Source organism: Bradyrhizobium sp. USDA 4474 (assembly GCF_054057515.1).
The window spans coordinates 4,778,926-4,804,680 of record NZ_JBSRZJ010000002.1; the positions used below are offsets into that span (position 1 = coordinate 4,778,926).

Annotated in this window: 17 protein-coding genes and 5 pseudogenes; 16 read left to right on the top strand and 6 right to left on the bottom strand. The window is 57.1% G+C overall.

All coding sequences use genetic code 11. The annotated features are described in order from the left end of the window. Positions 1–222: 222 nt before the first annotated feature. The 4 genes from istB (at position 223) to ACVW16_RS24380 (ending at position 4,735) form a co-directional block, all read left to right on the top strand. Positions 223–966 carry an IS21-like element helper ATPase IstB gene (gene istB, locus ACVW16_RS24365; RefSeq protein ID WP_456705169.1) on the top strand — a complete coding sequence of 248 codons (744 nt, stop codon included), beginning with the start codon at positions 223–225 and terminating at the stop codon, positions 964–966. 113 nt (positions 967–1,079) lie between these two features. Beyond that, the gene (locus tag ACVW16_RS24370) at positions 1,080–2,036 is read left to right on the top strand and encodes an IS481 family transposase (RefSeq protein WP_456701608.1); all 957 of its coding nucleotides are present in this window, start codon (positions 1,080–1,082) and stop codon (positions 2,034–2,036) included. A 541-nt stretch (positions 2,037–2,577) separates the two neighbouring features. After that, positions 2,578–3,117, top strand: a complete 540-nt coding sequence (locus ACVW16_RS24375; protein ID WP_456701609.1) for a GNAT family N-acetyltransferase — start codon at positions 2,578–2,580, stop codon at positions 3,115–3,117. A 232-nt stretch (positions 3,118–3,349) separates the two neighbouring features. Beyond that, complete coding sequence (locus ACVW16_RS24380; protein WP_456701610.1) at positions 3,350–4,735, top strand: MATE family efflux transporter; 1,386 nt, start codon at positions 3,350–3,352, stop codon at positions 4,733–4,735. 91 nt (positions 4,736–4,826) lie between these two features. Here the strand turns inward: ACVW16_RS24380 and ACVW16_RS24385 are convergent, their stop codons facing one another. The 3 genes and pseudogenes from ACVW16_RS24385 to ACVW16_RS24395 form a co-directional block, all read right to left on the bottom strand. After that, positions 4,827–5,117 (bottom strand): hypothetical protein, encoded by a 291-nt coding sequence (locus ACVW16_RS24385; protein WP_456701611.1) that lies wholly within the window; start codon positions 5,115–5,117, stop codon positions 4,827–4,829. Then, a pseudogene (locus ACVW16_RS24390) lies at positions 5,117–5,317 on the bottom strand (transposase domain-containing protein); the annotation flags it as partial. The pseudogene ACVW16_RS24390 and the gene ACVW16_RS24385, both read right to left, overlap by 1 nt. A gap of 89 nt (positions 5,318–5,406) precedes the next feature. Continuing rightward, positions 5,407–5,589, bottom strand: a pseudogene (locus ACVW16_RS24395) (IS66 family transposase); the annotation flags it as partial. A 771-nt stretch (positions 5,590–6,360) separates the two neighbouring features. Here ACVW16_RS24395 and ACVW16_RS24400 point away from each other — a divergent pair. The 8 genes from ACVW16_RS24400 to ACVW16_RS24435 all read left to right on the top strand — a co-directional run bounded on the left by ACVW16_RS24400 (position 6,361) and on the right by ACVW16_RS24435 (position 16,542). Next, the gene (locus tag ACVW16_RS24400) at positions 6,361–7,962 is read left to right on the top strand and encodes an ABC transporter substrate-binding protein (protein WP_456701612.1); all 1,602 of its coding nucleotides are present in this window, start codon (positions 6,361–6,363) and stop codon (positions 7,960–7,962) included. A gap of 7 nt (positions 7,963–7,969) precedes the next feature. Then, complete coding sequence (locus ACVW16_RS24405; RefSeq protein WP_456701613.1) at positions 7,970–8,911, top strand: ABC transporter permease; 942 nt, start codon at positions 7,970–7,972, stop codon at positions 8,909–8,911. A 1-nt stretch (position 8,912) separates the two neighbouring features. Further along, positions 8,913–9,794 (top strand): ABC transporter permease, encoded by an 882-nt coding sequence (locus ACVW16_RS24410; RefSeq protein WP_456701614.1) that lies wholly within the window; start codon positions 8,913–8,915, stop codon positions 9,792–9,794. Between the two features lies 1 nt (position 9,795). Further along, entirely contained in the window at positions 9,796–10,803 is a 1,008-nt protein-coding gene (locus tag ACVW16_RS24415; RefSeq protein WP_456701615.1) for an ABC transporter ATP-binding protein, read from the top strand. Beyond that, positions 10,800–11,843 carry an ABC transporter ATP-binding protein gene (locus tag ACVW16_RS24420; protein ID WP_456701616.1) on the top strand — a complete coding sequence of 348 codons (1,044 nt, stop codon included), beginning with the start codon at positions 10,800–10,802 and terminating at the stop codon, positions 11,841–11,843. The genes ACVW16_RS24415 and ACVW16_RS24420 overlap by 4 nt, the downstream gene beginning before the upstream one ends. Before the next feature lie 350 nt (positions 11,844–12,193). Further along, positions 12,194–13,441: a serine hydrolase domain-containing protein gene (locus tag ACVW16_RS24425; RefSeq protein ID WP_456701617.1), complete on the top strand. Its 1,248-nt coding sequence runs from the start codon at positions 12,194–12,196 to the stop codon at positions 13,439–13,441. Between the two features lie 245 nt (positions 13,442–13,686). Then, positions 13,687–15,057, top strand: a complete 1,371-nt coding sequence (locus tag ACVW16_RS24430; protein WP_456701618.1) for a CapA family protein — start codon at positions 13,687–13,689, stop codon at positions 15,055–15,057. A 303-nt stretch (positions 15,058–15,360) separates the two neighbouring features. Further along, positions 15,361–16,542, top strand: a complete 1,182-nt coding sequence (locus ACVW16_RS24435) for a M20 metallopeptidase family protein (RefSeq protein ID WP_456701619.1) — start codon at positions 15,361–15,363, stop codon at positions 16,540–16,542. 10 nt (positions 16,543–16,552) lie between these two features. Here the strand turns inward: ACVW16_RS24435 and ACVW16_RS24440 are convergent. Together ACVW16_RS24440 and ectB are read right to left on the bottom strand one after the other, a co-directional pair. Continuing rightward, a pseudogene (locus tag ACVW16_RS24440) lies at positions 16,553–17,629 on the bottom strand (IS630 family transposase). 917 nt (positions 17,630–18,546) lie between these two features. Then, entirely contained in the window at positions 18,547–19,836 is a 1,290-nt protein-coding gene (ectB, locus tag ACVW16_RS24445; protein ID WP_456701620.1) for a diaminobutyrate--2-oxoglutarate transaminase, read from the bottom strand. A 798-nt stretch (positions 19,837–20,634) separates the two neighbouring features. Here ectB and ACVW16_RS24450 point away from each other — a divergent pair. Beyond that, a complete protein-coding gene (locus ACVW16_RS24450) occupies positions 20,635–20,763 on the top strand; it encodes a hypothetical protein (protein WP_456701621.1) in 129 nt (42 codons plus the stop codon). Between the two features lie 390 nt (positions 20,764–21,153). Further along, positions 21,154–22,188 (top strand): ATP-grasp domain-containing protein, encoded by a 1,035-nt coding sequence (locus tag ACVW16_RS24455; protein ID WP_456701622.1) that lies wholly within the window; start codon positions 21,154–21,156, stop codon positions 22,186–22,188. 307 nt (positions 22,189–22,495) lie between these two features. Here the strand turns inward: ACVW16_RS24455 and ACVW16_RS24460 are convergent. Further along, a pseudogene (locus tag ACVW16_RS24460) lies at positions 22,496–22,683 on the bottom strand (helix-turn-helix domain-containing protein); the annotation flags it as partial. Between the two features lie 7 nt (positions 22,684–22,690). On the opposite strand from ACVW16_RS24460, the pseudogene ACVW16_RS24465 reads away from it, so the two are divergent. Continuing rightward, a pseudogene (locus ACVW16_RS24465) lies at positions 22,691–22,797 on the top strand (IS30 family transposase); the annotation flags it as partial. 1,439 nt (positions 22,798–24,236) lie between these two features. Then, positions 24,237–25,751, top strand: coding sequence for an NAD-dependent succinate-semialdehyde dehydrogenase (locus tag ACVW16_RS24470; RefSeq protein WP_456701623.1), 1,515 nt, complete (start codon positions 24,237–24,239; stop codon positions 25,749–25,751). Positions 25,752–25,755: the final 4 nt, after the last annotated feature.

A 25,755-nucleotide genomic window follows, 5' to 3' on the forward strand; every position in this document is an offset into this window, starting at 1 on the left:
CGATAGGGCTTCTCAACACCATCGGTGGTCAAGCGCTACGGCCAGGAACGCGTCGACGCCGCCTGCGCCCGTGCCCTTCTGCTCAACGCCCGTTCCTACAAATCGGTCGCCGCCATCCTCAAGAACGGCACCGACAGAACCGCTCCTCCCACCGAGGGGCGCCCATCCTCTTCCACGCCAACATCCGTGGCCGCAGCTACTACAACTGATCAGGAGATCATCGTGCTCATTCACCCCACTGTCGATCGCTTGCGCGCCCTCGGTCTCGCCGCCATGGCCGATACCCTCGTCGAACTGCAGAACAATCCCGAGGCGGCCGAGATGCCGCACGCCGAGTGGCTCGGCCTCCTCGTGGATCGCGAGGTCACCGCCCGCGACAACCGCCGCCTCACGCGCCGCTTGAGCAGTGCCAAACTCCGTCAAGCTGCCGCCATCGAGAACGTCGACTATCGCACCGCTCGCGGCCTCGACCGTTCGCTCTTCCAGAACCTCGCCACCAGCCAATGGATCCGTGAGGCCAACCACCTGGTCATTGTCGGCCCAACCGGCACCGGCAAGTCCTGGCTTGCCTGTGCGCTCGGCAACAAAGCCTGCCGCGACGGCTTCTCCGTCCTCTACAAGCGGGCATCCCGCCTGTTCGCCGATCTCGCTCAGGCGCGCGGCGAAGGCCGTCTGGCGCGCCTGATCGCCGCGCTTGAGCGTGTCAATCTCCTCATCCTCGACGACTGGGGACCTGAACCGCTCACCGCCGACCAGCGTCGTGATCTGCTTGAGATCGTCGACGATCGCTACGACAAGGGATCCTTATTGATCACAAGTCAGGTCCCCGTGTCGCAATGGCATGACGTCATTGCCGATCCCACTCTCGGTGACGCGATATTGGATCGCATCATTCACAATGCGCACCGCCTCGAGCGCAAAGGCGACAGCCTGCGCCGGCAGGCCAGCGAAAGGAAAAAGACGTGACTACCTCACGCGCGATCGTCCCGCCGGCCCACAGGCCCCTCCCGCGCGCGTCGCTCCGTCGCTCGTGGGGGCACTCCGGGTTGCGAAGCTTCAGTGTTCCAAGGAGAGACCAGATGAACGTCCACAAGAATGCGCCTTTGACGCCCAAAGGTCGAGAGGCGATGGTGCGAAGCGTGGTCGAGGGTGGGTTGAGCCAGGCCGGCGCGGCTGACCTTTTCAACACGACGCCGAAGACGGTCGCCAAATGGGTCAAGCGCTTCCGCGAGAACGGTGTGGCTGGCTTGCTCGACCGCTCGTCTCGACCTCATTCATCGCCGAGCCAAACCCTGCCGGCCACGTGCACCGCCATCGAGGCCTTGCGCCGGCAGCGCCACACCGGCCAGCAAATCGCAATCGAGGTCAAGGTGTCGCCAGCCACGGTCAGCCGAGTGCTTCGTCGTTTGGGCTTGAACCGGATCCGCGATCTTGAACCGGCCGAGCCGGAGCGCCGTTATGAGCGTGAGTCTCCAGGCGAGATCATTCACATCGACATCAAAAAGCTCGGGCGTTTCGAGCGGGTTGGTCATCGCATCACCGGCGATTCAAGTGGTCCAAACAGGAGCCGAGGCGTCGGCTGGGAGTTCGTCCACGTCTGCATTGACGACCATTCTCGCGTCGCTTTCTCGGAGATCAAACCGGACGAGACGGTGGACAGCGCGGTGTCTTTTCTCAAGGCGGCTGTGGCTTATTATGGAGGCCTTGGGGTCACCGTCACGCGCGTCATGACCGACAATGGCGGTTGCTACCGATCTCACGCCTTCGGCGAGGCGTGCCGCGACCTGGGCATCAAGCACATCCGCACCAAACCCTACACGCCGAGAACGAATGGCAAGGCAGAGCGCTTCATCCAAACCGCACTACGGGAATGGGCTTATGCCAAAGCCTATCCAACCTCCAATCGCCGCGCCCAAGAGCTGCCGATCTGGCTGCATCGATACAACTGGCACCGGCCTCATGGTGGTATAAAGTCACAAACCCCGATCAGCCGCCTCGGTCTGACTGAGGACAACCTCTTGAGGCTCCACAGTTAGGGGCACTCCCAACCTTGGTAGGTCCACGCCACTGGATGAGTGCTAGTATGTGGCCGATATCGGACCAATTGCAATCCGCGTCTACCGGAATGATACCTAACTCGTGGTCATTCACTCCAATTCGCCAATAGCAACGCCATGTACTCACGAAGAAAGCGACACTGGAGGGCTCCTAAATTGGTCAGGTCGCCCCCTATTCTGTTGTTGCCGGGACAGAGCGCGACGTTAGCTCGCGTCATGCTTTGACAGCATCCCGCAATCGGCCAAAATACGACAACAGCGTGCTCGTATCGTGCCCGAGAGCAACGCGGGTTGGATCACCGGAACTACTTTCTCCCCATTTGGAGCTGAGCCAAGGCCGATGAAGTGCTCTCGGCACGTACTCGAAACGGAGACATTCTAGCAGTCATGTACGACTCGTGCCTCTGCGGAGCCGAATACGACTCAGGGGGCCAAAGAGATGACAAGCGTCTACTTGATGAGGATTGCATCAGCTTTACGTCCGACTCACACAGCCGCCGCTAACGGGAGAATAGAAACTATGGTCAGACGCGAGACCGAACGTTTGATTCTTACTTCACCCGGCCCCGAACACGAGGCTGAGCTGTTTCAGCTGCACAACGACCGACTGGTCCAGGAGTTTGTTTTCGACAACGTTCCGCAAACCACTCAAGATGTGCGCCAGTGGCTCGACTGGTTTTTAGTCCAATGGCGGAAGAACGGTTTCGGCGACTGGATGGTCTATGAAAAGACCATCGCTAACCCCATTTTTATTGGCCGCTGTGGTCTGCGCGATTATCAGGGGACCAATGATCTAGAAATCGCGACTTCGTTTTCCGAACGCGGGAGAGGACGAGGCTTGGCTCTTGAGGCAATGCGTTTTACGGTCACACATGCCTTGAGAAACTCGATCGCGGACAATGTCGTTGGCCTCGTTAAGCACGGGAATACGCGGTCAGAACGTGCGGCCAAGAAGCTAGGGCTATGCTATGTCCACGACTGTTGGCGATATGGCAAGTTCTGGCAGTACTACAAAATGACTCGCGAGGCATACTGCTCAGCTGCAGAACAGATCGCCTAATCAGCACAGATGGCGTCAGTTTGAAAATAATATTCGATGCGAGGGTGATAAGATCCGATTGGTGTTATTGCTCGCCAATCGGGGACTCCACAGGACTGAGATCTGGAAGGTGCACGCAAAAAGGACGATGGCTCGATCAAAGCGGGTGCGATGCGGGTGTGGCGGGAGCTGTACGATATCATCTCCGCCGACAGAGTCTCTACACCCAAGCCATCTTGAGGGGTCTTCGAAGATGGGCAAACCGTTAGCTCGTAATCACCGGGTGTCAGAATTCGGGGAAACTGCCAAGCTCGCCTTTCCGGTAGTGCTAACGCAAGTCGCGCAACTGACGATGATGACGACCGATCTGCTTTTCATTTCTCGAATAGGGGAGAATTCGTTGGCGGCCGCAGGGCTGGCCAGCAGACTCTATCTAGTTTTTTTCACGTTCGGCCTCGGCCTGCTCGGGGCCATTGCGCCGATCGCGGGGCAGGCATTCGGATCACGCAACATAGTTGAACTTCGGCTCTTACTGCGCATCGGGCTTTGGGAGGCAGTGCTGCTATCACTTCCGATTATGGCGCTTGTCCTACATGGAGGACAAATACTGTCCGCTCTTGGGCAAGGGCCGGATGTGACGCGGCTTGCTCAGGAATATCTGACCGGATTGGCCTGGGGGGTGGCGCCGGCGCTGGGCTTTCAGGTCATTCGTAGTGTCATGGTCGCGATCAACTGCCCGGGTGCGGTCTTGTGGATCATGGTTGGAGCAACGCCAATCAATGCCTTGCTGGTATATCTACTCATCTATGGGAAGTTCGGACTACCGCGGCTAGAGCTGTTCGGGGCAGGTGTTGCAACTAGTATAGTGAACTGCGGGACGTTCTTGGCTGCCGCGTGCTTCGCTAAATCGCATGTTCCTTTCCGCGGCAGTCCCATGGTAACATGTATTTGGCGCGTCGATTGGCGCTTTTTGCGCCAACTAATCGTGATCGGGACACCGATCTCGATTGCCACATTGGTCGGATACGGCTTCTCGTTGATTGCCGCGTTTCTAGTGGGCCGGATCAGTACGAGCGCACTCGCCGCTCATCAGATTGCGGGTCAGGTCGGCGCGGTTCTCTTCATGATCTCTTACGGCATCAGCACGGCGGCGGCTGTGCGGGTTAGCAATGCAGTCGGGCGCAACGACAGTTCGGCTGTCAAAAGGGCGGGTCTGATCGCGATCCAGCTCGGTGTCGTGATCGCCGCGATAGTAACCAGCGTGGTCATCGCGGCACGCTTTGACATTGCCGGGCTCTTTCTGGGCGCGGTGATCGGCGATGCCGAAGCGACGGCGTGGCTAGCTGCGGATCTCCTCTTCATCGCTTCGACCTTTTACATAACTGATGCAGTTGCTACTGTTGCTACCGGCGCCCTTCGAGGACTGAAGGACGTGAAAGTACCCCTTCTCTTCGCGTGCATAGCTTATTGGCTGGTCGGCATCTCCCTCAGCTACGCTCTAAGTTTGAACATATACCCTGGCGTTGTTGGTGTCTGGCTCGGCATGTCATTCGCATCCACTATTTACGCCGGACTCCTCACGTTGCGCTTCTGCTTGCTGGCCAACAGATTTGGGGGGTCGTCATCCTGCGTTCCCTGACCGCACTCCACCCCTGGAGCTACAGACGATTTGGGCCGCAGGCGCGGTCGTCGGCGTAGGCCGCGGGCGGGCTGGTTTGTCCGGTTAGCGGCTAAACCTCGGGCTTTTCGGCCTTCGGCTTAACGATCGCCGCGAGTACCTGGCGGCGTTCTTCAATAATCCAAGGAGCGTCCTTGTGGATTGCGATCAGCTCTTTGAGGTTCTCGATCCGGTCATCGGTGAACGCCATCACCCCGTCTTCACCGACGCTGACGACCCATAGCTGGTCATCCTCGGTGTCCATTTCTTCGGCGGCCTCGAACAGCCATTCCGCGTCTTCGCCGAGCATCTCAGCGACATGGCTGAGAGTGAACACGTGGCTGCCCTTGTTGACGTGTCCCATCAAGCCGCCTGTGCCGCAAGGCCTTGCTGTTGCGCTGTCTTCCAGTTCCAGGGCAGCAGCTCATCGAGCCTGTGAGCGGAGTGGGTGGCGATGCGAGCTAGTACATCGGCCAGCCAGGCCTGAGGATCGACGTCGTTCATCTTGGCAGAGACGATGAGGCTATACATGGCGGCGGCTCGGCGCCCTCCGCGGTCGGACCCACAGAGATTGGCATGTAGGAGGCCTTCATGCGTCTTCGGACGATCGGCGCCAAAACGCCAGCACGCTCCGCCATCTGGCGCCGGCGGTGGATCGACTCGCCTTCCTTGCCATAGCGTTCGGCCTGCCGGTTCAGCGGCTGGTGCTGGCCGAACTTCTCGAACAGCACCATCGCCAGTAAGCTGGGCCCGGCCCAACCTCGGGCGATGACGCGCAACGGCGCCGTGGCCTGGCTGATCTTTTCGCAATCACGGCAGCTGAACTTCTCCCGGACGTGCCTTTTTGCAATCTCACGGGACTATTGTGAAGGCGTGTCTAGACCAAAAGCACGCGCGACTAGCCGAATGCGACTTCGCTTTCGTAGATCCCGATCAGCCTTGCTCCCCAGGGGATCAGCGACCCTCAAAGATGGGGCTGGGTCACGCCGCGGCTCGATGGAAGCCGCCAACCAACTAGACTAAGAAAAAAGTGTCAGAGATTCCCGGCGTCTACGCGAGGGCTCGAGTGTAGCAGAGGGCGTCGCTTGACGAGCACGGCTACGTAATCCTGGATTCAGCCGCGATGCTCAAGCCGATTGTCGGCAACCCGCAGAGCTGGCTCGCTTCGGCGAACCAGCTCGGCGCGACAAGAGTAAGGCGGCACAAGCCTCCCATGATTGCGACGACTGCCAAACAGGGGTAGGGGCCGTAGCGCTCCCAAGGCAATCGACAGCGGCGACGGACGACATCGCGGCGCGATTGAGTGCAGGGTAATAACGCATGAAACGCAGGCTGAGGAGATGGTCGCGCTCGCGTGTGCAATAATAAGCCCCTGCCTGAGCCGGTTGCCCCCCACACGCCTACGACAAGCGATGACACCAATCCCGCAAGCTGCGAACGCAGAAATTCAGCTAAATTGACATCAACAAGACGACGATCCTCAGACTCGCCCTAGAAATTGACGATAAGCTGCAATGGACCTCTGTATCGTTCGCCTTGAAACTAGGCGCTCGGCTGACCGGAGTTTTCTCCGGCAAGAACGTGCTGCAACTTCAAAGGGGTGGAACATGACATTTTCACGGCGCGACATTATGAAGACGGGCTTGGCCGCCGGAGCAGCCATGTCGATGCCATCGGTTATGCGAGCACAAACGGCGCCTAGCGTTGCGCGGACGGTCCGCATGGTGAAGTCCGGCGACCTCCGCATCTTCGATCCGATTTCCTCAACGGCCACCATCACCGGCGATCATGGGCTTGCGATCTACGATACACTATTCGCGCCCGACTCCAAGCTTATGCCGCAGCCGCAGATGGTGGGGAAATGGACCGTTTCTGACGACCAGAAGACGTACACGTTCCAGCTCCGGGATGGCCTTGGGTGGCACGACGGTACTCCAGTCAGTGCGGCGGACTGTGTAGCTTCCATTCGTCGTTGGGCGCAAATCGCCCCTGGTGGAAAACTCATAATGGCTCGCGCCAAGGATATCTCAAAGAGGGACGACAAGACCTTCGTGCTTGAGATGAAGGAGCCGCTGGGGCCTCTTATTGACATCCTGGCGAGTTTGGGGGCACCTCTGTACATTATGCGGGAGAAGGACGCGAGTCGCGCCGCAACAGAGCAGGTAACTGCGAACGTCGGATCGGGGCCATTTAGATTCAACGAAGCTCTTGCCAAACCGGGCGCAAGCTTCACCTATGATCGCAACGAAAAATACGTACCGCGCAGCGAACCGCCAGACGGGTTCGCTGGCGGGAAAGTCGCTAATGTTGATAGATTGATTTGGCAAATTATCTCCAATCCTCAGACTGCTCTGGCGGCATTACAGGCAGATGAGGTCGATTTCCTCGAAGGTCCCCCCGCGGACCTATACCCGCTGATCGAAGGTGATCCTAACCTTGCGCTCCAAGTCTTAGACAAATTGGGTTGGGTCAATCTTCTCCGCCTGAACTGTCTTCAGAAGCCGTTCGATAACGTGAAAGCGCGCCAGGCGATGCTTCACCTGGTCGATCAAGAGGCGTTCTTGCGCATTCTTTCACCAAGCCCAAAATACTGCCGATCGGTTACTTCGATCTTTGGAAATGACACACTTTATTCCACTGATGAAAATACGGGATGGTACAAGAAGGGCGGAGATCCCGAAAAAGCTAAGCAACTGTTCGCAGAGGCCAATTACGCCGGCGAGAAGGTCGTCATTCTTCAACCAACGAACATGATGGGATACAGCAATGCGTCGCAGCTTCTGGCAGCCTCGCTGCGGAAGATAGGGATCAATGCCGAACTTGCGGCGAGTGATTGGGGCGGACTTGTTACGCGCAGAGCGAACAAGGGCCCCGTCGAAGATGGAGGTTGGAGCGTCTTTATCTCGGCTTGGCCCGATATTAGTCTTAGCGATCCGATCGGCACGCCCTTGCTAGTCGCGGATGGCGAGAAGGGGTGGTTTGGCTGGCCGAAGAATAACGACTACGAGGCGCTCAGGGCAAAATGGGCTGATACGCCAACAGTTGGCGAGCGCCAAGCGCTGGCGCGCAAGATGCAGGGACTTTGGTGGGAGTTCGGCGGCACGGTTCTGCTAGGTCAAACATTTACGCCAATTGCGCGCCGCAAGACGCTGACTGGACTTATCCAAATGCCAGCGCAAGTCGCAATGTGGAACATGCGGACGGCATGAGAGCGCAATGGCAGCTTACATAATTGGCAGAATACTGTCGACTATTGCCGTCATGACAATGGTCGGGATTTTCATCTTTTTGCTTCTCCGGCTGTCGTCCGGCGACCCGGCGGCAATCATTGCCGGTGACGCGGCGACGCCACAGATCATCGCGGGCATTCGTGAACAGCTGGGACTTAGTGACCCCCTCCCAGTCCAGTTCCAGCGTTGGGCGCTAGGGATTCTCGGTGGTGACTTCGGGAGCTCAATTTTCACCGGGCGACCGGTTCTTCTACTCATCTCGCAGCGCCTGGAGCCGACCATTTCTCTGTCTATCTTGACGATGATCCTTTCGGTCCTGACTGGAGTCACTTTCGGCATGCTTGCCGCATGGCGCGTCGGTGGCTTTATCGACCGTATCCTCGCGGGCTTTGCGGCGCTTGGGTTTTCGGTCCCGGTCTTTGTCGTTGGCTATTTTCTCGTTTATTGGTTCGCCATCAGGGAGCGCTTGCTGCCAGTCCAAGGATACCAGCCTATCAACCAGGGCCTTCGGCCGTGGTTTGTGCACCTGATCCTCCCCACGGTGACGTTGAGTTTTCCCTATATTGCCTATATCGCAAGGATCACGCGCGCGAGCATGCTCGAAGTGTTGTCTGAAGATTATATGCGGACGGCAGCTGCGAAAGGTGCGTCTTCATATTCCATGCTTTTCCGTCATGCGCTTAAGAATGCGGGTGTCCCGATCATCACAGTGATTGGCATTAGTTTCGCATACTTGATTGCTGGCGTCGTCATCACGGAAACGGTGTTCAGTATCCCTGGTGTTGGTCGTTTGACAGTCGATGCGATCAGCAATCGTGACTATCCGATCATACAGGCCGTTCTGATTCTCGCTTCGGGCCTGTACGTCCTAATTAACCTAGTGGTCGATCTAGCCTATACCCTGATCGATCCGCGCATCCGGTACTGATATGGCACTTCTCGCCGCATCAGATGAATCGCTGTCATTGGGCCGGCCACGGCTATCCGGCATTTCGTTGGTGGCAGGGCGGCATCCCCTGGTGTTTGTTGGTGGAGGCTTGTTGGCGCTGCTGATTATCCTGGCGCTAGCCGCGCCACTTTACGCCGGCGATCCCCTGAACATGGATCCGTTCCATCGGCTGCAACCGCCTTCGGCTCAGATGTGGATGGGGAGTGACAATCTCGGCCGTGATGTGTTCGCGCGAACGATCTTCGGAGCTCGCATCTCGCTCCTAGTCGGGTTGACGTCGGCCGCAAGCGCTGCTCTGGGAGGGCTTTTGATCGGTGTCATCGCGGGCTACAATCGCACCTTCGACAATATCGTCATGCGGGTTATGGACGGCCTAATGGCGATCCCGACGATCCTGCTGGCCATCGCTCTCATTTCGCTGACCGGCGCCGGGATCGGTATCCTCATCTTCGCCATTGCAGTCCCCGCGATTCCAAGTGTTACCCGGTTGGTTCGTTCCGTGGTTCTGAGCGTTCGCACTCGTCCCTATGTGGAGGCCGCCCTCTGCGGTGGCGCGCGCCTGCCGAAGGTGCTGTGGCGGCATATCCTTCCTAGCACTGTCCCGCCGCTCATGGTGCAGAGCGCCAATGTCTGCGCGGCTGCGATAATGACCGAAGCCGGGCTGAGCTTTCTCGGCGCAGGTGTGCCGACCGAGATCCCCACTTGGGGCAACATGATCTCAAGTTCTAGCCTGTATCTCGCCGTAGCCCCATTGACGATTTTCGCACCTGGCATCTGCCTTGTCATCACGGTCCTTGCCGTCAACTTGCTCGGAGACGGCTTGCGTGACTTGTTCGACCCGCGCTCAAAAGGCAGACCCTGACATGCAAACTCAGAAAGCTACCGGGGATAAGTTGCTTCTCGATGTTCAAGGGCTGAAGACACATTTCTTTGGCGAGCAAAGCGTCACCCGTGCGTTGGACGGCATCAGCTTCCACGTCGAGCGAGGCGAAACGCTCGGCATTGTCGGCGAGTCCGGATGCGGTAAGAGCGTTACGGCCCTTTCAATTCTTCGCCTACTTCCCAAGCGAGGCACCAAAATCGTAAGTGGTGAGATCCGCTTTAGCGGACGTGATTTGCTGACACTTTCAGAACGAGAGATGCGACAGATCCGCGGTGACCGGATCGCCATGATCTTCCAGGATCCAATGACGAGCCTGAATCCGGTTTACACTGTGGGTCGCCAAATCGCCGAGGCGGTGCAGATCCACACGGGGGCGTCCCGGGCAGATGCCATGGCAAAGGCACAAGAGATGCTCCGTCTCGTCCGCATCGCGGATCCAGAGCGTCGCATCAACAACTACCCCCACGAGATGTCCGGCGGCATGCGCCAGCGCGCCATGATTGCCATGGCCCTCGCATGCTCACCGGAATTATTGATCGCGGATGAGCCAACGACCGCACTTGACGTCACGATACAGGCGCAAATCCTGCGGCTGATCGTTGACCTCAAAGAGCGGATCGGAACTGCCGTGGTGTTCATCACGCACGATTTGGGCGTTGTCGCCGAGACGTGCCAACGGGTGATTGTTATGTATGCTGGCTGTATCGTCGAGCAAGCGTCCGTCACGGATCTGTTCGCGCGCCCCGCGCACCCCTACACTCAGGCACTCATGCGCTCGGTGCCTGATGCGCGGCACGGACGGCGGCAGCGCCTTCCTGAAATACCTGGAATTGTTCCAAGCCTGCGCGAGCCTATCGTCGGGTGCAGCTTCGCTCCGCGGTGCCCGTTCGCGATAGGTATTTGCCGCGAGAAAGTGCCAGGTATGCGTGATGTCGCGCCGGGGCACACGGCGGCTTGCTGGCGCGCCGAAGAGGTGGTGGTCGCATGAGCGGTCCTCTGCTGAAAGTCGAGAACCTGACCAAGCATTATCCGCTGGGCATGGGATTCTTGAAGAGGGCCGTTCCGATGATCCGGGCGGTCGAGGATGTATCCTTCTCGGTCGAGGCCGGCGAGACGCTCTGCATTGTCGGCGAATCCGGCTGCGGCAAGTCTACTGTCGCGCGTCTCTTGATGCGGCTCGTGGAGCCGACCGCCGGACGTGTGCTGATCGAAGGAACTGATATTGCCGATCTTAACAGGCATGAGCTTCGACATTGGCGCCGTCGGATGCAAATGATCTTTCAGGATCCTTACTCTTCGTTGAACCCCCGCCTTACGGCTGGACAGATTATTACCGAACCTGCAGAGAATTTCGAGCGCCTTAACCGGCAGCAGCGCGAAGCGCTTGCGGCGGATCTTCTCCAAAAGGTTGGGATGTCGTCCGAGATGATGCACAGGCTTCCGTCCGAATTGTCGGGCGGTCAGCGGCAGCGTCTCGGAATCGCGCGGGCGCTGGCGCTCAAGCCATCGCTCATCGTAGCCGACGAGGCGGTCTCGGCCCTTGACGTCTCCGTAAAGGCACAGATCCTGAACGTGCTTCTTGATCTCCAGCAACAGTTGGGTATTGCCTTCCTCTTCATCTCACATGACCTGAGTGTCGTCGAGCATATCGCTCATCACGTCGCCGTCATGTATTTAGGGCGGATCGTGGAGCGCGCCCCCTGCGATGTTCTCTTTGCAAAGCCCGTTCACCCGTACACGGAGATCTTGATCGCGGCTGCCCCGGTGCCGGACCCCGCCAGAGCCCGCCGGGACGTCACTGTGCATGGCGAGGTGCCAAGTCCCATTAGTCCGCCGAGCGGGTGCGCATTTCACCCGCGCTGCCCGCTCGCGGTCGAGCGTTGCCGTATCGAAGTGCCGGCTCCGGTGCCTATGGCGGACGGACGCATCGTAGCCTGCCATGTGCGCGCCCCAACCAGCCCTGCCCAGTCCTTGGGGGCAGCCGAGTGTTCGCTGAGCCCTGTGGAACGGCCTTTGAGGTGTCCGTGATATTGTCCGCTGCGCTCGCATCTCTATCCTGCTTCCGCAACATTAGCTCGGGATTGGCTCGCAGGCGACGGACTGCTGTGGCCGTTGGGCCCGATCTTTCGCTGCCAAGTGCCGTGCTACGTTGCTGGTGCAATCTGGAGAGGACTATGGCCGAGAGAACGGGGCGGGTCCTCCTCAGAAGGCGCACTGCCGTGACGTTGACCAACTCCACATGTGCGAGGGCTTGACCTCGCGAACTAGTTAAACTTCCAAACAGAAATGCATGAACCGGCCAGGACGACGTAAAAAGGAAGATCATGACAGAGCCAGACTTGCGTGCACGCATTGAAAAAGAGACGGAGACGTCTACGATGAGCATGCTCGAATTCGACGGTCAGCATTACCTCGATGGTCGCGCATCTGATCCGCGCGAGCTCTGTTGGATGCGCGGTTTTCCACCACCTGCTGACAAGCGTATCTCGTTCGAGAGCGACACCTTTTTTGAATTTCCGAAGATACGTTGGTCGCTGTCACACATGCGCGAATTGACTCCTTCCGTCAATATTTGGCGGGGACCTGGCGCTCCGTCGCATCTGGATGTGCGTGACCAAACAGTGGAAATCGATTCTCTGATGTTCACTGATGCGGCCGGATGCACTCGCCGGTTCGATCAGGCTCTGTTCGATACCTACACTGACGGAATCGTAGTGCTGCATCGCGGACGCGTTGTATACGAGCGGTACTTCGGCGCGCTTACGCGCTACCTGCCTCATGCGTGCAATTCGATAACGAAGTCATACGCAGGCACGCTTGCTGCCGCTCTCGTGCATGAAGGCGTGCTCGACGACTCGAAGACGATCCCGCACTACGTCCCCGAGCTGCGGGGCACCGCTTGGCAGGACGCCACGCTGCGCCAGGTAATGGACATGCAGACGGCCTTAGACTACACCGAAGTATATGCCGATCAAAATTCGAGCATATGGGATTATGCTCGCGCGGTCGGTTGGCGCCCACAAACTGTCGGCTACCGCGGGGAGAAGACCTGCAGCGATTACCTACGCTCGGTCGAGAAGGACGGCTTTCATGGCAAGGAGTTTGCATACAAAACCGTAAATACCGAAGTTATGGCTTGGGCCGCGGCGCGAGCCACAGGGCTCTCTTTCGCGCAGCTGCTCAGCGAACGCCTTTGGGCGCCCCTGGGCTGCGAACAGGACGGATACGTCGTGGTAGACTCCGTCGGCATGCCTATGGCGGGTGGAGGATTATCGGCAACGCTTCGCGATCTGGCTCGTTTTGGAGAGTTGATGCGGCGTGAAGGTGCGTGGAAAGGAAAGCAGCTTATCCCCTCTTCAGTTGTGGGCGATTTGCAACAGGGTGAGCACCGCCTGAAGTTTCCTATGATGGGATCAAACTACTCTTATAGAAGTCAATGGTGGGTGACACACAACGAGCTGGAAGCCATTGAGGCTCGGGGGATACACGGACAGCGCCTGTATATCGCGCCGAAGGCAGAGATGGTGATCGCTCGGTTCGCGTCGCATCCGATAGCGTCCGCCGCGCTAAGCGATCCAATCACGATGCCGCAGATGTTAGCATTGGGGCAGATGCTGCGTGCATAGCCTGATCGGTGAGCGGTGTGTCTCTGCTCGCGGTACCTGGACCGGATCGTGCGCATGAACTAAATACGCTTCGTCGCGATTCAAGATGACTGGACAGCTCGCGCGACTCGACTCCACCTTGACGATCGCGGCTCACTACAGTGGTCGCAGGAGAGCGCCACTGCATAGCAGTGCATGTGGTGTCGACTTGTAGGGAAGACGTTCTGATCAGATATGATTTTAAACGATGGAGCTTAGAGGAGACTATGGAGAGACAGTCAGGTGACAACTCGCAGCAGCAAGCTGACCGGTATGATCAGGTAGCGTCGATAGCAACGAACGTGGAAGATGGGTTCACGATGGTAGCCGTCGGTGACCTTATTGTCACGAGGCCTCTCACCAAAGGTCAAGGCCTCGGCGCGATTGTCGAGATACTGCGCGATGCCGATGTCACGTTTGGCAACATGGAAACCAACATCTTCGATGCGCGCACGTTCAAGGGTAGTCCGCAGGCTGAATACGGTGGTGCTTATCACGTTAGCCTGCCGGAACTCGGACCTGACTTGAAGGCTATGGGTTTCAACCTGGTCAGCTATGCGAACAACCACACGTTTGACTGGGGTATCGAAGGTATGCGGGAGACCAGCCGTGTGCTGGATCAAAACGGGATCGTCCATGCGGGTGTTGGCGAAAACCTGGCTCAAGCCGGAGCCCCTCGCTTTCTCGAGACATCGCGCGGTCGCGTGGCATTAGTTTCCTTGGCTGCAACGTTCACGCCGATGTCACGAGCATGCGACGCGGCTGCCGGGGCGCCTGGCAGACCCGGAGTGAATGGCTTGCGTTTGTCGAGAACCGTCGTCATTCCAGCGGAGATGCTGGAGGATGTGAGGCGGGTGCGCGGTGCATTGCCCGACTACAACCCTGAAAGCGACGATCTAGGCGCCGTGTTGCTGGCTGGCGCGACGTACAGAGCGGGCGTCAAAGCCGGCTACAGTTACGAGCCTGATCCTCGAGATGTCGGGGCCATTCTCCGAAACGTTCGGCAAGGCAAGCAATTCGCCGATTTCTGCATCGTCAGCAACCATGGTCACGAACCCGGCAATTGGAGCCAGGAGCCTGCCGACTACGAAAGATCGTTTGCTCATCGTTTGATAGACGCTGGAGCAGATGCATATGTTGGCCACGGACCGCACCGGTTGCGAGGAATCGAAATCTACAAGGGGCGCCCTATACTTTACAGTCTAGGAAACTTCATCATGGACGATCTGCGAACACCCATTGGTGCTGATATGTTTGACGCTTACGGCAAAGATCCCCGCTCCCATACCGATGCCGAGGTAACAGTTAGCGAAATGTCAAATGGATACCGGACTGATCCTGGTTTTTCAGACCCGGTCTTTTACGATAGCATCATCACGATCTGCCGATTCCAGAAGAACCAGCTTGCAGAACTACGGCTTTACCCGATTGAACTCGGTCACTCGAAGAGATTCGCCAACCGCGGCATTCCTTGCTTGGCTTCTCCGCCTCAAGCAAGAGTCATCTTGGAGCGCCTAAGGACACTGTCCAGGCCATTCGGGACTCATATCGACATCAAGAATAATACTGGGATCATCAATTTGCAGCCTGAGTTATGATGAAGCGGCCCGACATTTACAAGATCTGGCGCTGACCAGAAAGAAGAGTGTGAAAGGCGAAGAGTGTGCTCGGGCGCTACCGCCTGATTGCATGTTCGTCGGGCTCTCGCGGCGGCGTGGGTAAGGATTGAGTGGATCAGCAATGCCGCCGCTGGAACATGCCTGTGGTTTATTCGCAGGAAGAACTTAGGCGCGAACCGACTAAAGTTGCCCGAATAATGCGTGGCACACCGAATATGATCGCAGCTCCATCTTGCTATTGCGCTCAAAGTATAGATCAGAATATTGAAGGGGTAAGAAAATATGAGCGAGCGCAGCAATAGCTTTTTGTCAGAGGCCGAATGCGAGGCCATCATGGAACTGCGCCACGCTATGCAGCGAGAGCCTGAGCTTTCGAACGCCGAATGGAAGACGCAGCAGCGGATTCGGGATCTGTTGCAGCGCTTTGGGCTCAACGATGTTAAAGCTTTCCACAAAACCGGCCTGTATGTCGACATCGAAGGTAGCTCTTCTGGTCCGAAACGATCAATTGCGGTGCGAGGCGATATCGACGCTCTGCCAATCCAAGAGGCGCGCCGAGATCTGCCCTATTGCTCGCAGATCGACGGTGTCATGCATGCTTGTGGCCATGACATCCATGGCTCGATTGCGCTGGGCACAGCACTGGCCTTTCACCGCATGCGCAGCAGTTTCGCCGGCAAGGTGCGCGTATTTTTCCAACCAGCGGAGGAGGCCGAGCCGCTCGGCGGGCGTACAGTGATGGAGCAAAAATTGCTGGACGGATTCGACAGAGCTGTCGGCTTCCACGTGAGCCCGAGCATTCCCGCGGGCAAGTTTAGCGCCCGGGAGGGCGCGGTGAGCCAATCCGCCGACCAGTTCAAGCTGACGATCAACGGCAAGATGGCGCATGGCGCGTCGCCGCAAGAAGGAGTCGATGCGATTGCTATTGCCGGCGCCTTTATCAATGAGACGCAAAAGCTGATTTCGCGGGAAATGCCGGCCGATGACGCCGCCATTATCACGATCGGCACTATACGGGGGGGGACAGCAACCAACATCATATGCCCGTCGGTGGTGATGGAAGGGACGATCAGGACACGTAGTTCGGAACGTCGAGAGCTCCTTTCCCGACGCGTGTGTGAAGTGGCGGAGGGCGTTGCTGCGATGCACCGCGGCCGTGCCGAGTGCATCATCCGCAGAGGGGAACCTCCTGTAATCAACGATGCTGAACTGGTAAGGCGCTTCCGGCACATCGTACAGGATCTTGCAGGAGACGACGCTTTCCTTGAAATGAGGCTGGGAACGGGCAGTGATGATTTTGGCTTCTACTCGGCATGTGTGCCGTCAATCTATTTCTTGTTTGGTAGTTGCGCACCGGGCAGTGAATCGCCACTGCACACGCCGACATTCAGAGCATCGGATAGCGTTGTCATGCCTACGACGGAGCTCGCCGTCAAATACGTTTTCGATCTGCTCAGTTCCTAGTCACGTGATTCTAAAGTTCGCCACATAAAGTCTGCTGGGCCTTGTGGCAGAAGCGTTTGAGAGAAGCCAAGATCTGGTCTGCGGACTTGGTTCATTTGAAGGGCTTCAGGTTATCATTGTGCCTTTCGATGAAGGTACGGATATCGGCCTCGAGTTGCCTGACGGAGGTGTGAACACCTCGCTGGATCTGCTTTCTGGTGAGTTCAGCGAACCAGCGCTCGATCTGATTGATCCATGACGCGGAAGTCGGCGTGAGGTGGACATGATAGTGCGGCCGGCGAGCGAGCCACGCTTTGTCTTGGGTGTCTTGTGGGTGGCGTAGTTGTCGATGACGATATGGACAGCGAGCCCCTCAGGGATTTGAGCGTCGATCTCTTTGAGGAACTTCGAGAACTCGACCGCCCGATGGCGCTTGTAGCATTTGCCAATGACGAAGCCGGAAGCGACATCGAGCGCGGCAAACAGCGTGGTCGTACCATGCCTCACATAGCTGTGCATACGCCGTTCCGGCACCCCAGGCATCATCGGCAAGACCCGCTGCTCGCGATCGAGCGCCTGAATCTGGCTTTTCTCATCGATGCTGAGGACGAGCGCACGGTTCGGTGGGGATAGATAAAGGCCGACGATATCGCGCACCTTGTCGACGAACAGCGGATCGCTCGACAACTTGAATGTCTGGCTACGGTGCGGCTGCAAGCCGAACGCCGACCACATTCGGCCCGCCATCGACCGGATCGACCAGTGCGTCGCGTCGACCGGCGTCGTCCGCAGCGTCCGCTCGATCACTGCGGCAACCTGATCGTCGTTGATGGTGCGAGGGCGGCCAGGTCGCGCTTCGTCAAGCAGGCCATCACAGCGATCCTTCAAAAACCGGCGACGCCACTTACCAATGGTATGTTCGTGAAGGCCGAGTTCGGCAGCTACGGACTTGCTTGCCAAGCCATCCGCAAACCGCAGGATCGCACGGCATCGATCAGATAGCGAGCGGGCTACCCGATCACGACGAACTTGCCTTTCCAAGTACGACCGCTCCTGCGGACTCAGCAGCAACGGCGCGATCGGCCGGCCTCACACCTGCATTCACCACCAGCGCTCTCCTCTCTAGAGATTCGAGCGATCAACTAAGGTCACGAACTTGCGTTCCAGATGACTACAATCACCAGGCATTTGGGTCCTGCTTGGCTGTTGAGCACCTCCTCCAGAATTGGTCGAGCCCGCCCCAAACAGAGCTGTCGGAATTGCCATCGGTTTGTGTGCTGCATAGTCCGAGTCAAAATGACGGGCTGTGGGTTCCAGATGGCTTTTGAAAGAAGTTGGGGATGGAGCATTGCAAGACACGTACTGCCATTGTGAATTGTTTCGATGAAAATAACGCTTTGCCGAACAAGACCACGTCAGAAGTTATCTTTCCAGCATCACCATATGGTCTCGGCGAACATCGAGTTGTTTCTTCCCAGAGCGATGCCGCGCGACGCTCTCCAGCGGGTGTTGTTGCTGACTCTCTGCCATCCTCGACAAGCGGACAAAGTCAGGCCGGTGCCAGAGCATATAGTTCATTGCCTCAGGAGCTCGGAGAAGCGCGAAAGGGATTCTAGCTCGGGGTGCAGCAATCGGGAATGTCGTCGGGGCAGCGGTCTGCTTTAAGGTGGTTACATCGACATCGCGCTTTATTTCACACGATCGTCGTTGAATATCTGCAAGCGCTTGCCGCCGCAGAGCGAGCCATGGGCGGCTTGCGGATAATTTCCCACAGTCGGAGAACCTCTAACGCCGGGATTGGCGCGTGCCTGGCTTGCATGTATCTCCGCGCTTCCATTCTCAACCCATTACGGCCGGCCGGGTGCGCCGACGACGAGACGCGTCATTAGGTTTCCGCGCCGCCTGCGCTGACTGAGGCCTATGTGCCGATCGGTGATTGTCACCCTTCAATTCAGGTTCTTGTGATGATCACTTCCGCTTGTCCGGCAGATACCTGGGCCACATCTGAACAAACGCAGCTGGAACTCAAGACTGCCTGAGACGCATGGTTTCGGCCACAGCGTCTTCGAAGATTTCGAGACCTTCATTCAAAGTTGCGCGGTCAATCGTGAGTGCCGGCAAAAACTTTATAACCTGATCATTCGGCCCGCAGCGTTCGATCATTAATCCTTTTTCGAACGCAATGCGCGCGATCGTCTCCGCTGTTTGCGCCACAAGGCAATCAAAACCAAAGACCATGCCACGCCCTCGAACCGCAAAAGCATTTCCATATTTAGTAGCAATAGCCGAAAGTTGGCGATGTAGAAAAGTTCCAGTGCACTTGACCTGTTGTGCGAAGAGTGGTTCGCGCCAGTACACGTTGATTGCGGCGGTTCCAGCGACAAGCGCGAGATTATTGCCTCGGAACGTCCCGTTGTGCTCTCCCGGTGCCCATCCATCGAGTTCGTCCTTGATCAACAGCATTGACAAGGGAAGACCGTATCCACTTAATGATTTCGATAGCACGACTACATCGGGCGATAAGGCTGCAATCTCGAAACTAAAAAAGTCACCCGTGCGACCACAACCCATCTGAATGTCATCTACTATCAAGAAAGCGCCAACTTCTTTCGCAATCGTCTGCACGGATCTTAGCCATTGCTCGGACGCGACATTAATTCCACCTTCTCCCTGCACCGTTTCTAGTAGAATTGCAGCTGGGAGATCTACCCCACTGCTCTCGTCCATCAATGCAGTTCTGAGGTGCTGTGCGGTATTCACCGTTGGCCCTAAATAGCCTTCATATGGCATGAAAGTCACGCCGGAGAGAGCGACGCCACTCGGTTTGCGATAGAAGCGGTTGGCGGTTGCTGCAGCGGCCCCTAAACTCACTCCATGATATCCGCGAGTAAAAGAGATAACGTTGTGACGTCCGGTAACTTTGCGCGAGAGCTTTAGCGACGCTTCTACAGCATTCGCTCCCGTCGGACCGGTGAACTGAAGCCGGTATCTCAAGCCGCGTCTTTGCAGGATCGTTGAGTCGAAGGTCTCCATAAAGTCAATCTTCGCGGGGGTGGCCATATCGAGTGCATGGACGAGCGCATCTGATCCGAGATAGTCAGTAATAATGGCTCGTATAGCAGGATTGTTGTGTCCGTAATTCAGCGCCCCCGCGCCAGAGAAGAAGTCAATGATTTTTCGCCCGTCGTTCGTTAAGATAATCGATCCTCGGGCGTTGCTGAAGATCGCGGGAAACGCGCGAGAATATGATCGAACGTTAGATTCTAGAGCTTCGATTGTCTTAAGGTGTTGCTGCATTCTGTCGGCGGTATTCATGATGGCTTTCCTGGGGCGAGTGAGTGCATCAACGATTAGGCACGACGGCTCGAAAAGACGCGGCGTTTCCATCTAAGAGTAACGGGCCTCATTTACTCCGAGAGACTGCATTCACGCACCTACCAATGCTGGCGGCCTCGGCCTGGGTTCGCGGTGGACTGCTTTTGGAGCACTACCTCATGGACTGTCGGCGGCATTGCACTTCGTTGGGTGCGCCATAGTACAGGTACCTGCACAGTAATCTTTGCGTCCAGCCTGAGGCGAGGTGAGGAGCCGGCGAAAGCCGCCGGCACAATCGAATTACGGCTCTCTTCAGTATTCGGACGGCGGAAACAAAGTTGCGAGATGCTATTGCGGGCTCATGGGAGCAATTGGAAGAGCAGTTCGCATTTTCGACTGCTGCATTTTGATCCCGTACCGGCCTTGGCGGACCCTAGACGCGCCCCTACGCCGCTGATGAAGAAGTGCGATTTGTTTCTCGCTCCTCGTACGGCCGCATCCTACCGATTCCCGACAGAACGAAAATGCCAGACTGGGGAGAGTTCGAGAGTTCGTGGTTTGAACGCGCTAGAGTTAACCAACTGGAATGGCGACATCCTGCCGAGTTCGTGAGCGGCGGCCGCAAGAGCCCGCATCCTCAGCGAGATGATCAATCAGGTGGTACATTGTCTCCCAGCGGTTCGCCGCGTGCGGGCTCAACGGAAAAGTTGGAATGGCCGACGACTAATAGATCGATTTTGCGGCCTGCCCCACTCTTGAGATTGCCGCCGCCCAGAATCGCGACCCCAGAGCAAGCCCATGGCAGAGGCACTCAAAGCCCGATTGTGGTCGGGTGAACAGATGCATGATGCGATCGCCGCGCTGTGGCGGGTTGACCACACCACCGCACTGCTGCTCAACCCGGGAGTCATTGCGTCACCAAACTAAGCCGAGTGTCAGAGACGCAAACTGCCGTTTCCGACTCACTCGGAGTCGCCAAGGCGACATTCTCAGCGCGTCCCTTAGCACAAGGTGCGGCTCCGTCTGGTTTATGACACTGGCACGCGAGTCGTCAGCTTCCGATCAGCGTGTCCTACGGGATGCCTCTTCAGGCAAGCAATGGCGAGCTCAGATAGAGAAAATTAACGCTGGCACGAGGATTGCTGTTTAGAGGAGCAATCGCAAAGGGGCGGCGGCAAGATCATCGCCTTAGCATTGATTGGTATCTGCGGGATGTTTGCCTGCTCTCAGGCGACAGGCGAACGGTCACCTCAAGCACCTTCAATGTTCCGATTGTGCCGTGATGTCATTTCTTTGGAGCCGAGTAGGAGAAACCCGATGAGACTTCTCATACTTACAGGTAGTCCAGATTGCTTAGGTGAAAATGATGTACCGATCGGAAACGCGTTCCGTCGGTTCGGCTGGGAGGTGATTTTCGGCGAGATCACTGGGGTCGGGTCAGAAGATTATCGTTATTTTACACGGGGAGTATTGGTGCCACCAAGCGGAGAGGCGTACCAGCTTGGCTCCGCAGCGCAGGGGGCGAGGGGTGTATATTTCATCGACGAATGCCAGCTCGTCCTGCTCAACCACGCGGGGCCGTCTAGCATCTCGGGTGATATTTGGCAAATGCTGTGGCTGGCCTCTCAACATACCCCCTTCGTTAATAGCATTGAGGGTACGTTCTTTCTGGAAACAAAGCATGCATTGGGTCTCGTCGTGCCGAAAGAGCATCGAGCAATTGCATATACATCGAATGAGTTCTCTCTACTTTGGGAGAGATATCGGCAGAACCCCGATCTCTGTTGGGTCGTGAAACCGGCAAACGCGTATGGCGGACAAAACGTATTCTTGCTTCCTCCCAATGGGCCAAATGCTCGCGCGATCCTACAATGCCTGACAGGAAATGCAGACGCGCAGAGCCGATTCGGTGGTCTTACCGAACGCGAATCTCTTGTGAAGCGGCACCAATACGAATACGGACTGGATGGCTTTAAGGCTCAGTACGCTCTTCTTGAGCATTTCATCTCCGAAGTGCAGCGAGGCGAAAAGCGGATCATCGTTGCCTGCGGGCAGGCAGTTGCCTGGCACGGGCGGAAAGCGTCGCTAGATGATCATAGATCTAATATCACGCAAGGAGGAACGCCAATTCCGGTCGACTTGCATTGCAACGAGATTGAACTCGCCGAGTTGATCGGTCGGAAGCTGATGGATTATGGCGTCAATTTCGTTGGGCTTGATATGGCTTACCCTTACATAATAGACCTTAATCTGACGAATCCGGGAGGGCTATACGATGCGAAACTGGCCTCGGGCGTAGATCAATCGGATCAGGTAGCAAAACTCATGGTGTCGCACTTCCGGAAGCCATAGAAGCCTATAACTGAGGGCGCTGCATCGAATCCGCCGTTTACAGATAGCTGTAGAAGCATATCTTCAGGTGCGACCAACGGTGGTGCAGCTGCGTCGACTGAGTGACGATTGAGCAATTCGAGTCCGATTCGAGGAGAAAGCTCTACAGCATTTGGAATCGAATGAGCTCTGGCGCTTACCTCCCTGTAGCCAAAGGAATCTCCTAGAAAGAAGTAAATCCTTTGGACATGAACAGCAGGACCAGCAACGGGAGTGCCGCTCGGAGCCACGGTGACATTCGGCAAGTCGCTCTTTCACCATCAGTGCACAAGGTGGTGTTGAGCGCAAGCTTAGTCAGCTTCGGACGACGGGCGATGGATCTGCACGCCACTGGGCAGTCGTCGCCCGGTACTCCAACCAGCCGCTGCGGGTGGCCGCATTGCGCCGCAGTTCGCGGGAGATTGTCGAGGCAGACCGCCCGAGGCGGCCTCCAATCTCCTGTATGGAATGGCCCTGCACCTAGCCTGAGCAGATTGGCCGACACTTGCCGATCGACTTCCGGACGACAAGACGATGCGCGTCAGCCACGAAGCTATCTATCAAGCCCTCTTCGTTCACGGTCGGGGCGCGACACTCGCAATAACTCGATCTCCTGTTTGGGCTGTAGTGTTTTTGAAGCTATAAGTCTCAGATAGGCGAGCGCGTTACGTATCGCATTGTACGCGAGTTCTGGAGCAAGATGATCTGCGTGTTGACCTCATTCTATTGTCAAAGCATAGCGGCCAACGGACCGCATATAATCGGTGGTTCCCTTGCAGTATTGAATTGAGCCCCCGCGCCTGTGAGCCGGCGCATGTTGGTGGCTAGCCATTCATATAGTGCTCGGTTGATTCCCAGATGTGCAGCCAACACGTCCTCATGGCATGCGAATGCGAAGGGCTCTGAATCGCGTGTGCTGCTATCCGGACCGAGAAGCACCATTGAACTAGATTGCCAATCGAACGAGTGTATTCGATCAAGACAGCGTGTTCGCGAGCAGCACACACAACTCACTTGCTATGAAGTCTTCATTATCTCCTGGACTCGATGTCGATCCGAGGTTGCGATTCAGATCGCCGCGGCCGTTGCGAGTGCCGCGTTCACATGCGAGTCGATTGGCGACTGGTACGAGCGTGAGCTGGCCGGCAATGATTTCCAGCTCTCCGCATGCGAGTTCTTGGAAGATCCGCTCTATGGCAATTGAACCTTAGGGTTCGTTTCCATGCACCGCGCCGAGAACAAGTAGTCGGGCGCCCGGGAGCGGAGCTTTGAACTTGCGCGGCAACGAACGTAGAAGTGCATCCGGTTGATCAGCCATCATAGATTGCTCCCGACAAAGCTGACAGGGCCAGGTTCGTCGCCGGCCAGTTTGGCTAACTGAGCGGCTATCGAGCATCCTGTTGGTCTTGCTGCCGCACAGGACAGTCTACCTATCGCAACTAGCGGAAGATTGGTTATACTCGAGACAACAGCCACTAGTGGTTGAGCGCGGAGCCATGCATGAGGGGCGGGCGGATTAACGCGTACCCGCTCGCGCGGTCGCTCGGACATAGTCCGCGCGCTAGGCTTAATGGAGCACGATCGGCTGCTCCCCAAGACCTTAGAAAACTTGCGGCGAGATCTCGGGAGGTTGAGGTTGTTAGCTACAGCGCGATGTTTGACCAGGGCGTAGTCATCCGTGTTGCCTTTTTAAGTCTTCCCACCGCTCTAGCAGAAAAGATCGGAACATCGGCTTCAAGTATTCCGCCCGACCGCAGGCGCTTCACCGGCGCTGACATGCCGTACCAAAAGCCCAGTCATTTCACCGACGACCTCGGAGCCAGCTGGTTGTTCTGGACGATCTCCAGGACGCGGGCGTCATCCGGTCTGATTCATGATTGAGCTCCAGACTCAGGTGCATTCCATCGCGAAGTGCGTAGGGTTTGCAGGAAATCGTCCCAGCCGCGGGGAAATGCGACGCAAATTTCTATACACCATCAGTATTCTGATCGCATGGGCAATTTCAACAAAATGACCGTGTGGGGCCCCAAATGACGTTTCAAAAAATTCTCCACAAACGTCCGCAGTGGGTCGCTTTGACGAGCAGGCATCTGCAAAATCTGACCCGTCGTGATTTTCTGTCGGGGGCGGCGCTCGTCGACGGGCAGTGGTTACGCGGTGGCGAGCGGGACCATGTGATTGATCCCGCGACGGGCGATGAGATAGCGGATATTGCTCGTTGCGGGGCCGTAGAGATGGAGGTGGCAATAGCTGCGGCCGAGCGATCTTTTCCTATGTGGCGAGAATTGCTGCCGGTAAGGAGAGGTGCGCTTCTGCGAAGCTGGGCCTCGTTGATGATCGAGCACGAGGAGGAACTCGCGATCCTAGTGACCTGCGAGCAAGGTAAGCCGCTTGCTGAGGCGCGTCAGGAAATAGCGTACGGTGCTGGCTTTCTTGAGTGGTTCGCCGCGGAGGGGGAGCGGGCATACGGTGAGACGATCCCAAGCCATAAGCCTGGAAGCCTGCTCCACGTGCGAATGCAGCCAGCAGGTGTCGCGGCGGCGATAACCCCATGGAATTTTCCCATAGCGATGATTACACGGAAGGCGGGGGCCGCCCTAGCCGCCGGATGTCCGATCATTGTGAAGCCTGCCCCCGAGACCCCGTTATCCGCGCTGGCGCTGGCCAGGCTAGGCGAGCAAGCTGGGCTCCCGCGGGGTGTGTTTCAGGTGCTCGTCGGCAATCCGATCGAACTTTCGAAACCACTGTTGAGCGACACCAGAATACGCGCTCTTTCGTTTACGGGTTCTACGGAAGTGGGCCGTTTGCTTCTTGAGGGAGCAGCCGAGAGCGTCAAGAAAGTATCGCTAGAGCTGGGCGGCCATGCTCCTTTTCTGGTGTTCGACGATGTCGATCTTAAGAAGGCCGTCAAGGGTGCGATGGCGGCAAAATTTGCTACGTCTGGCCAGGACTGTTTGGCTGCTAACCGCATTTACGTGCAAAGAAACATTTACGGCGCCTTCGTTGAACAATTTGCCGCCGGGATAGCTCAGCTCAGAATGGGCCATGGTCTGGAGCCTACAACAGCTATCGGGCCAATGACTAAGTTATCAGTCGCCGAGAAGTGCAGGTCTCATGTTGACGATGCGCTGAAGAACGGTGCGCGTGTTGTCTCGCCACAGCAGGACGCGAGCTTAGGCCCCCATTTCGTTCCTCCGACCTTACTTGGCGAGGTCACTGAAAACATGCTCATCGCTCGCGAGGAAACATTCGGGCCGGTGGCTGCAGTGCTCCCTTTCGATTCGGAAGAAGAGGTTATCGCCCGAGCAAACGCTACCGAAATGGGGCTCGCTGGCTATGTCTACACAGACAATCTACGTCGAGCGATGCGACTGTCAGAGCGGATCGAGTGCGGCATGTTCGGTATCAATACAGCTTCATTTACTGGGTCACCCATTCCTTTCGGGGGATGGAAACAGTCCGGGCTCGGCCGCGAAGGATCGCGACACGGGTTGGCGGAATTTATGGAACTGAAATACGTCTGCTTCGGCGACCTGGCGGCATAGGAGA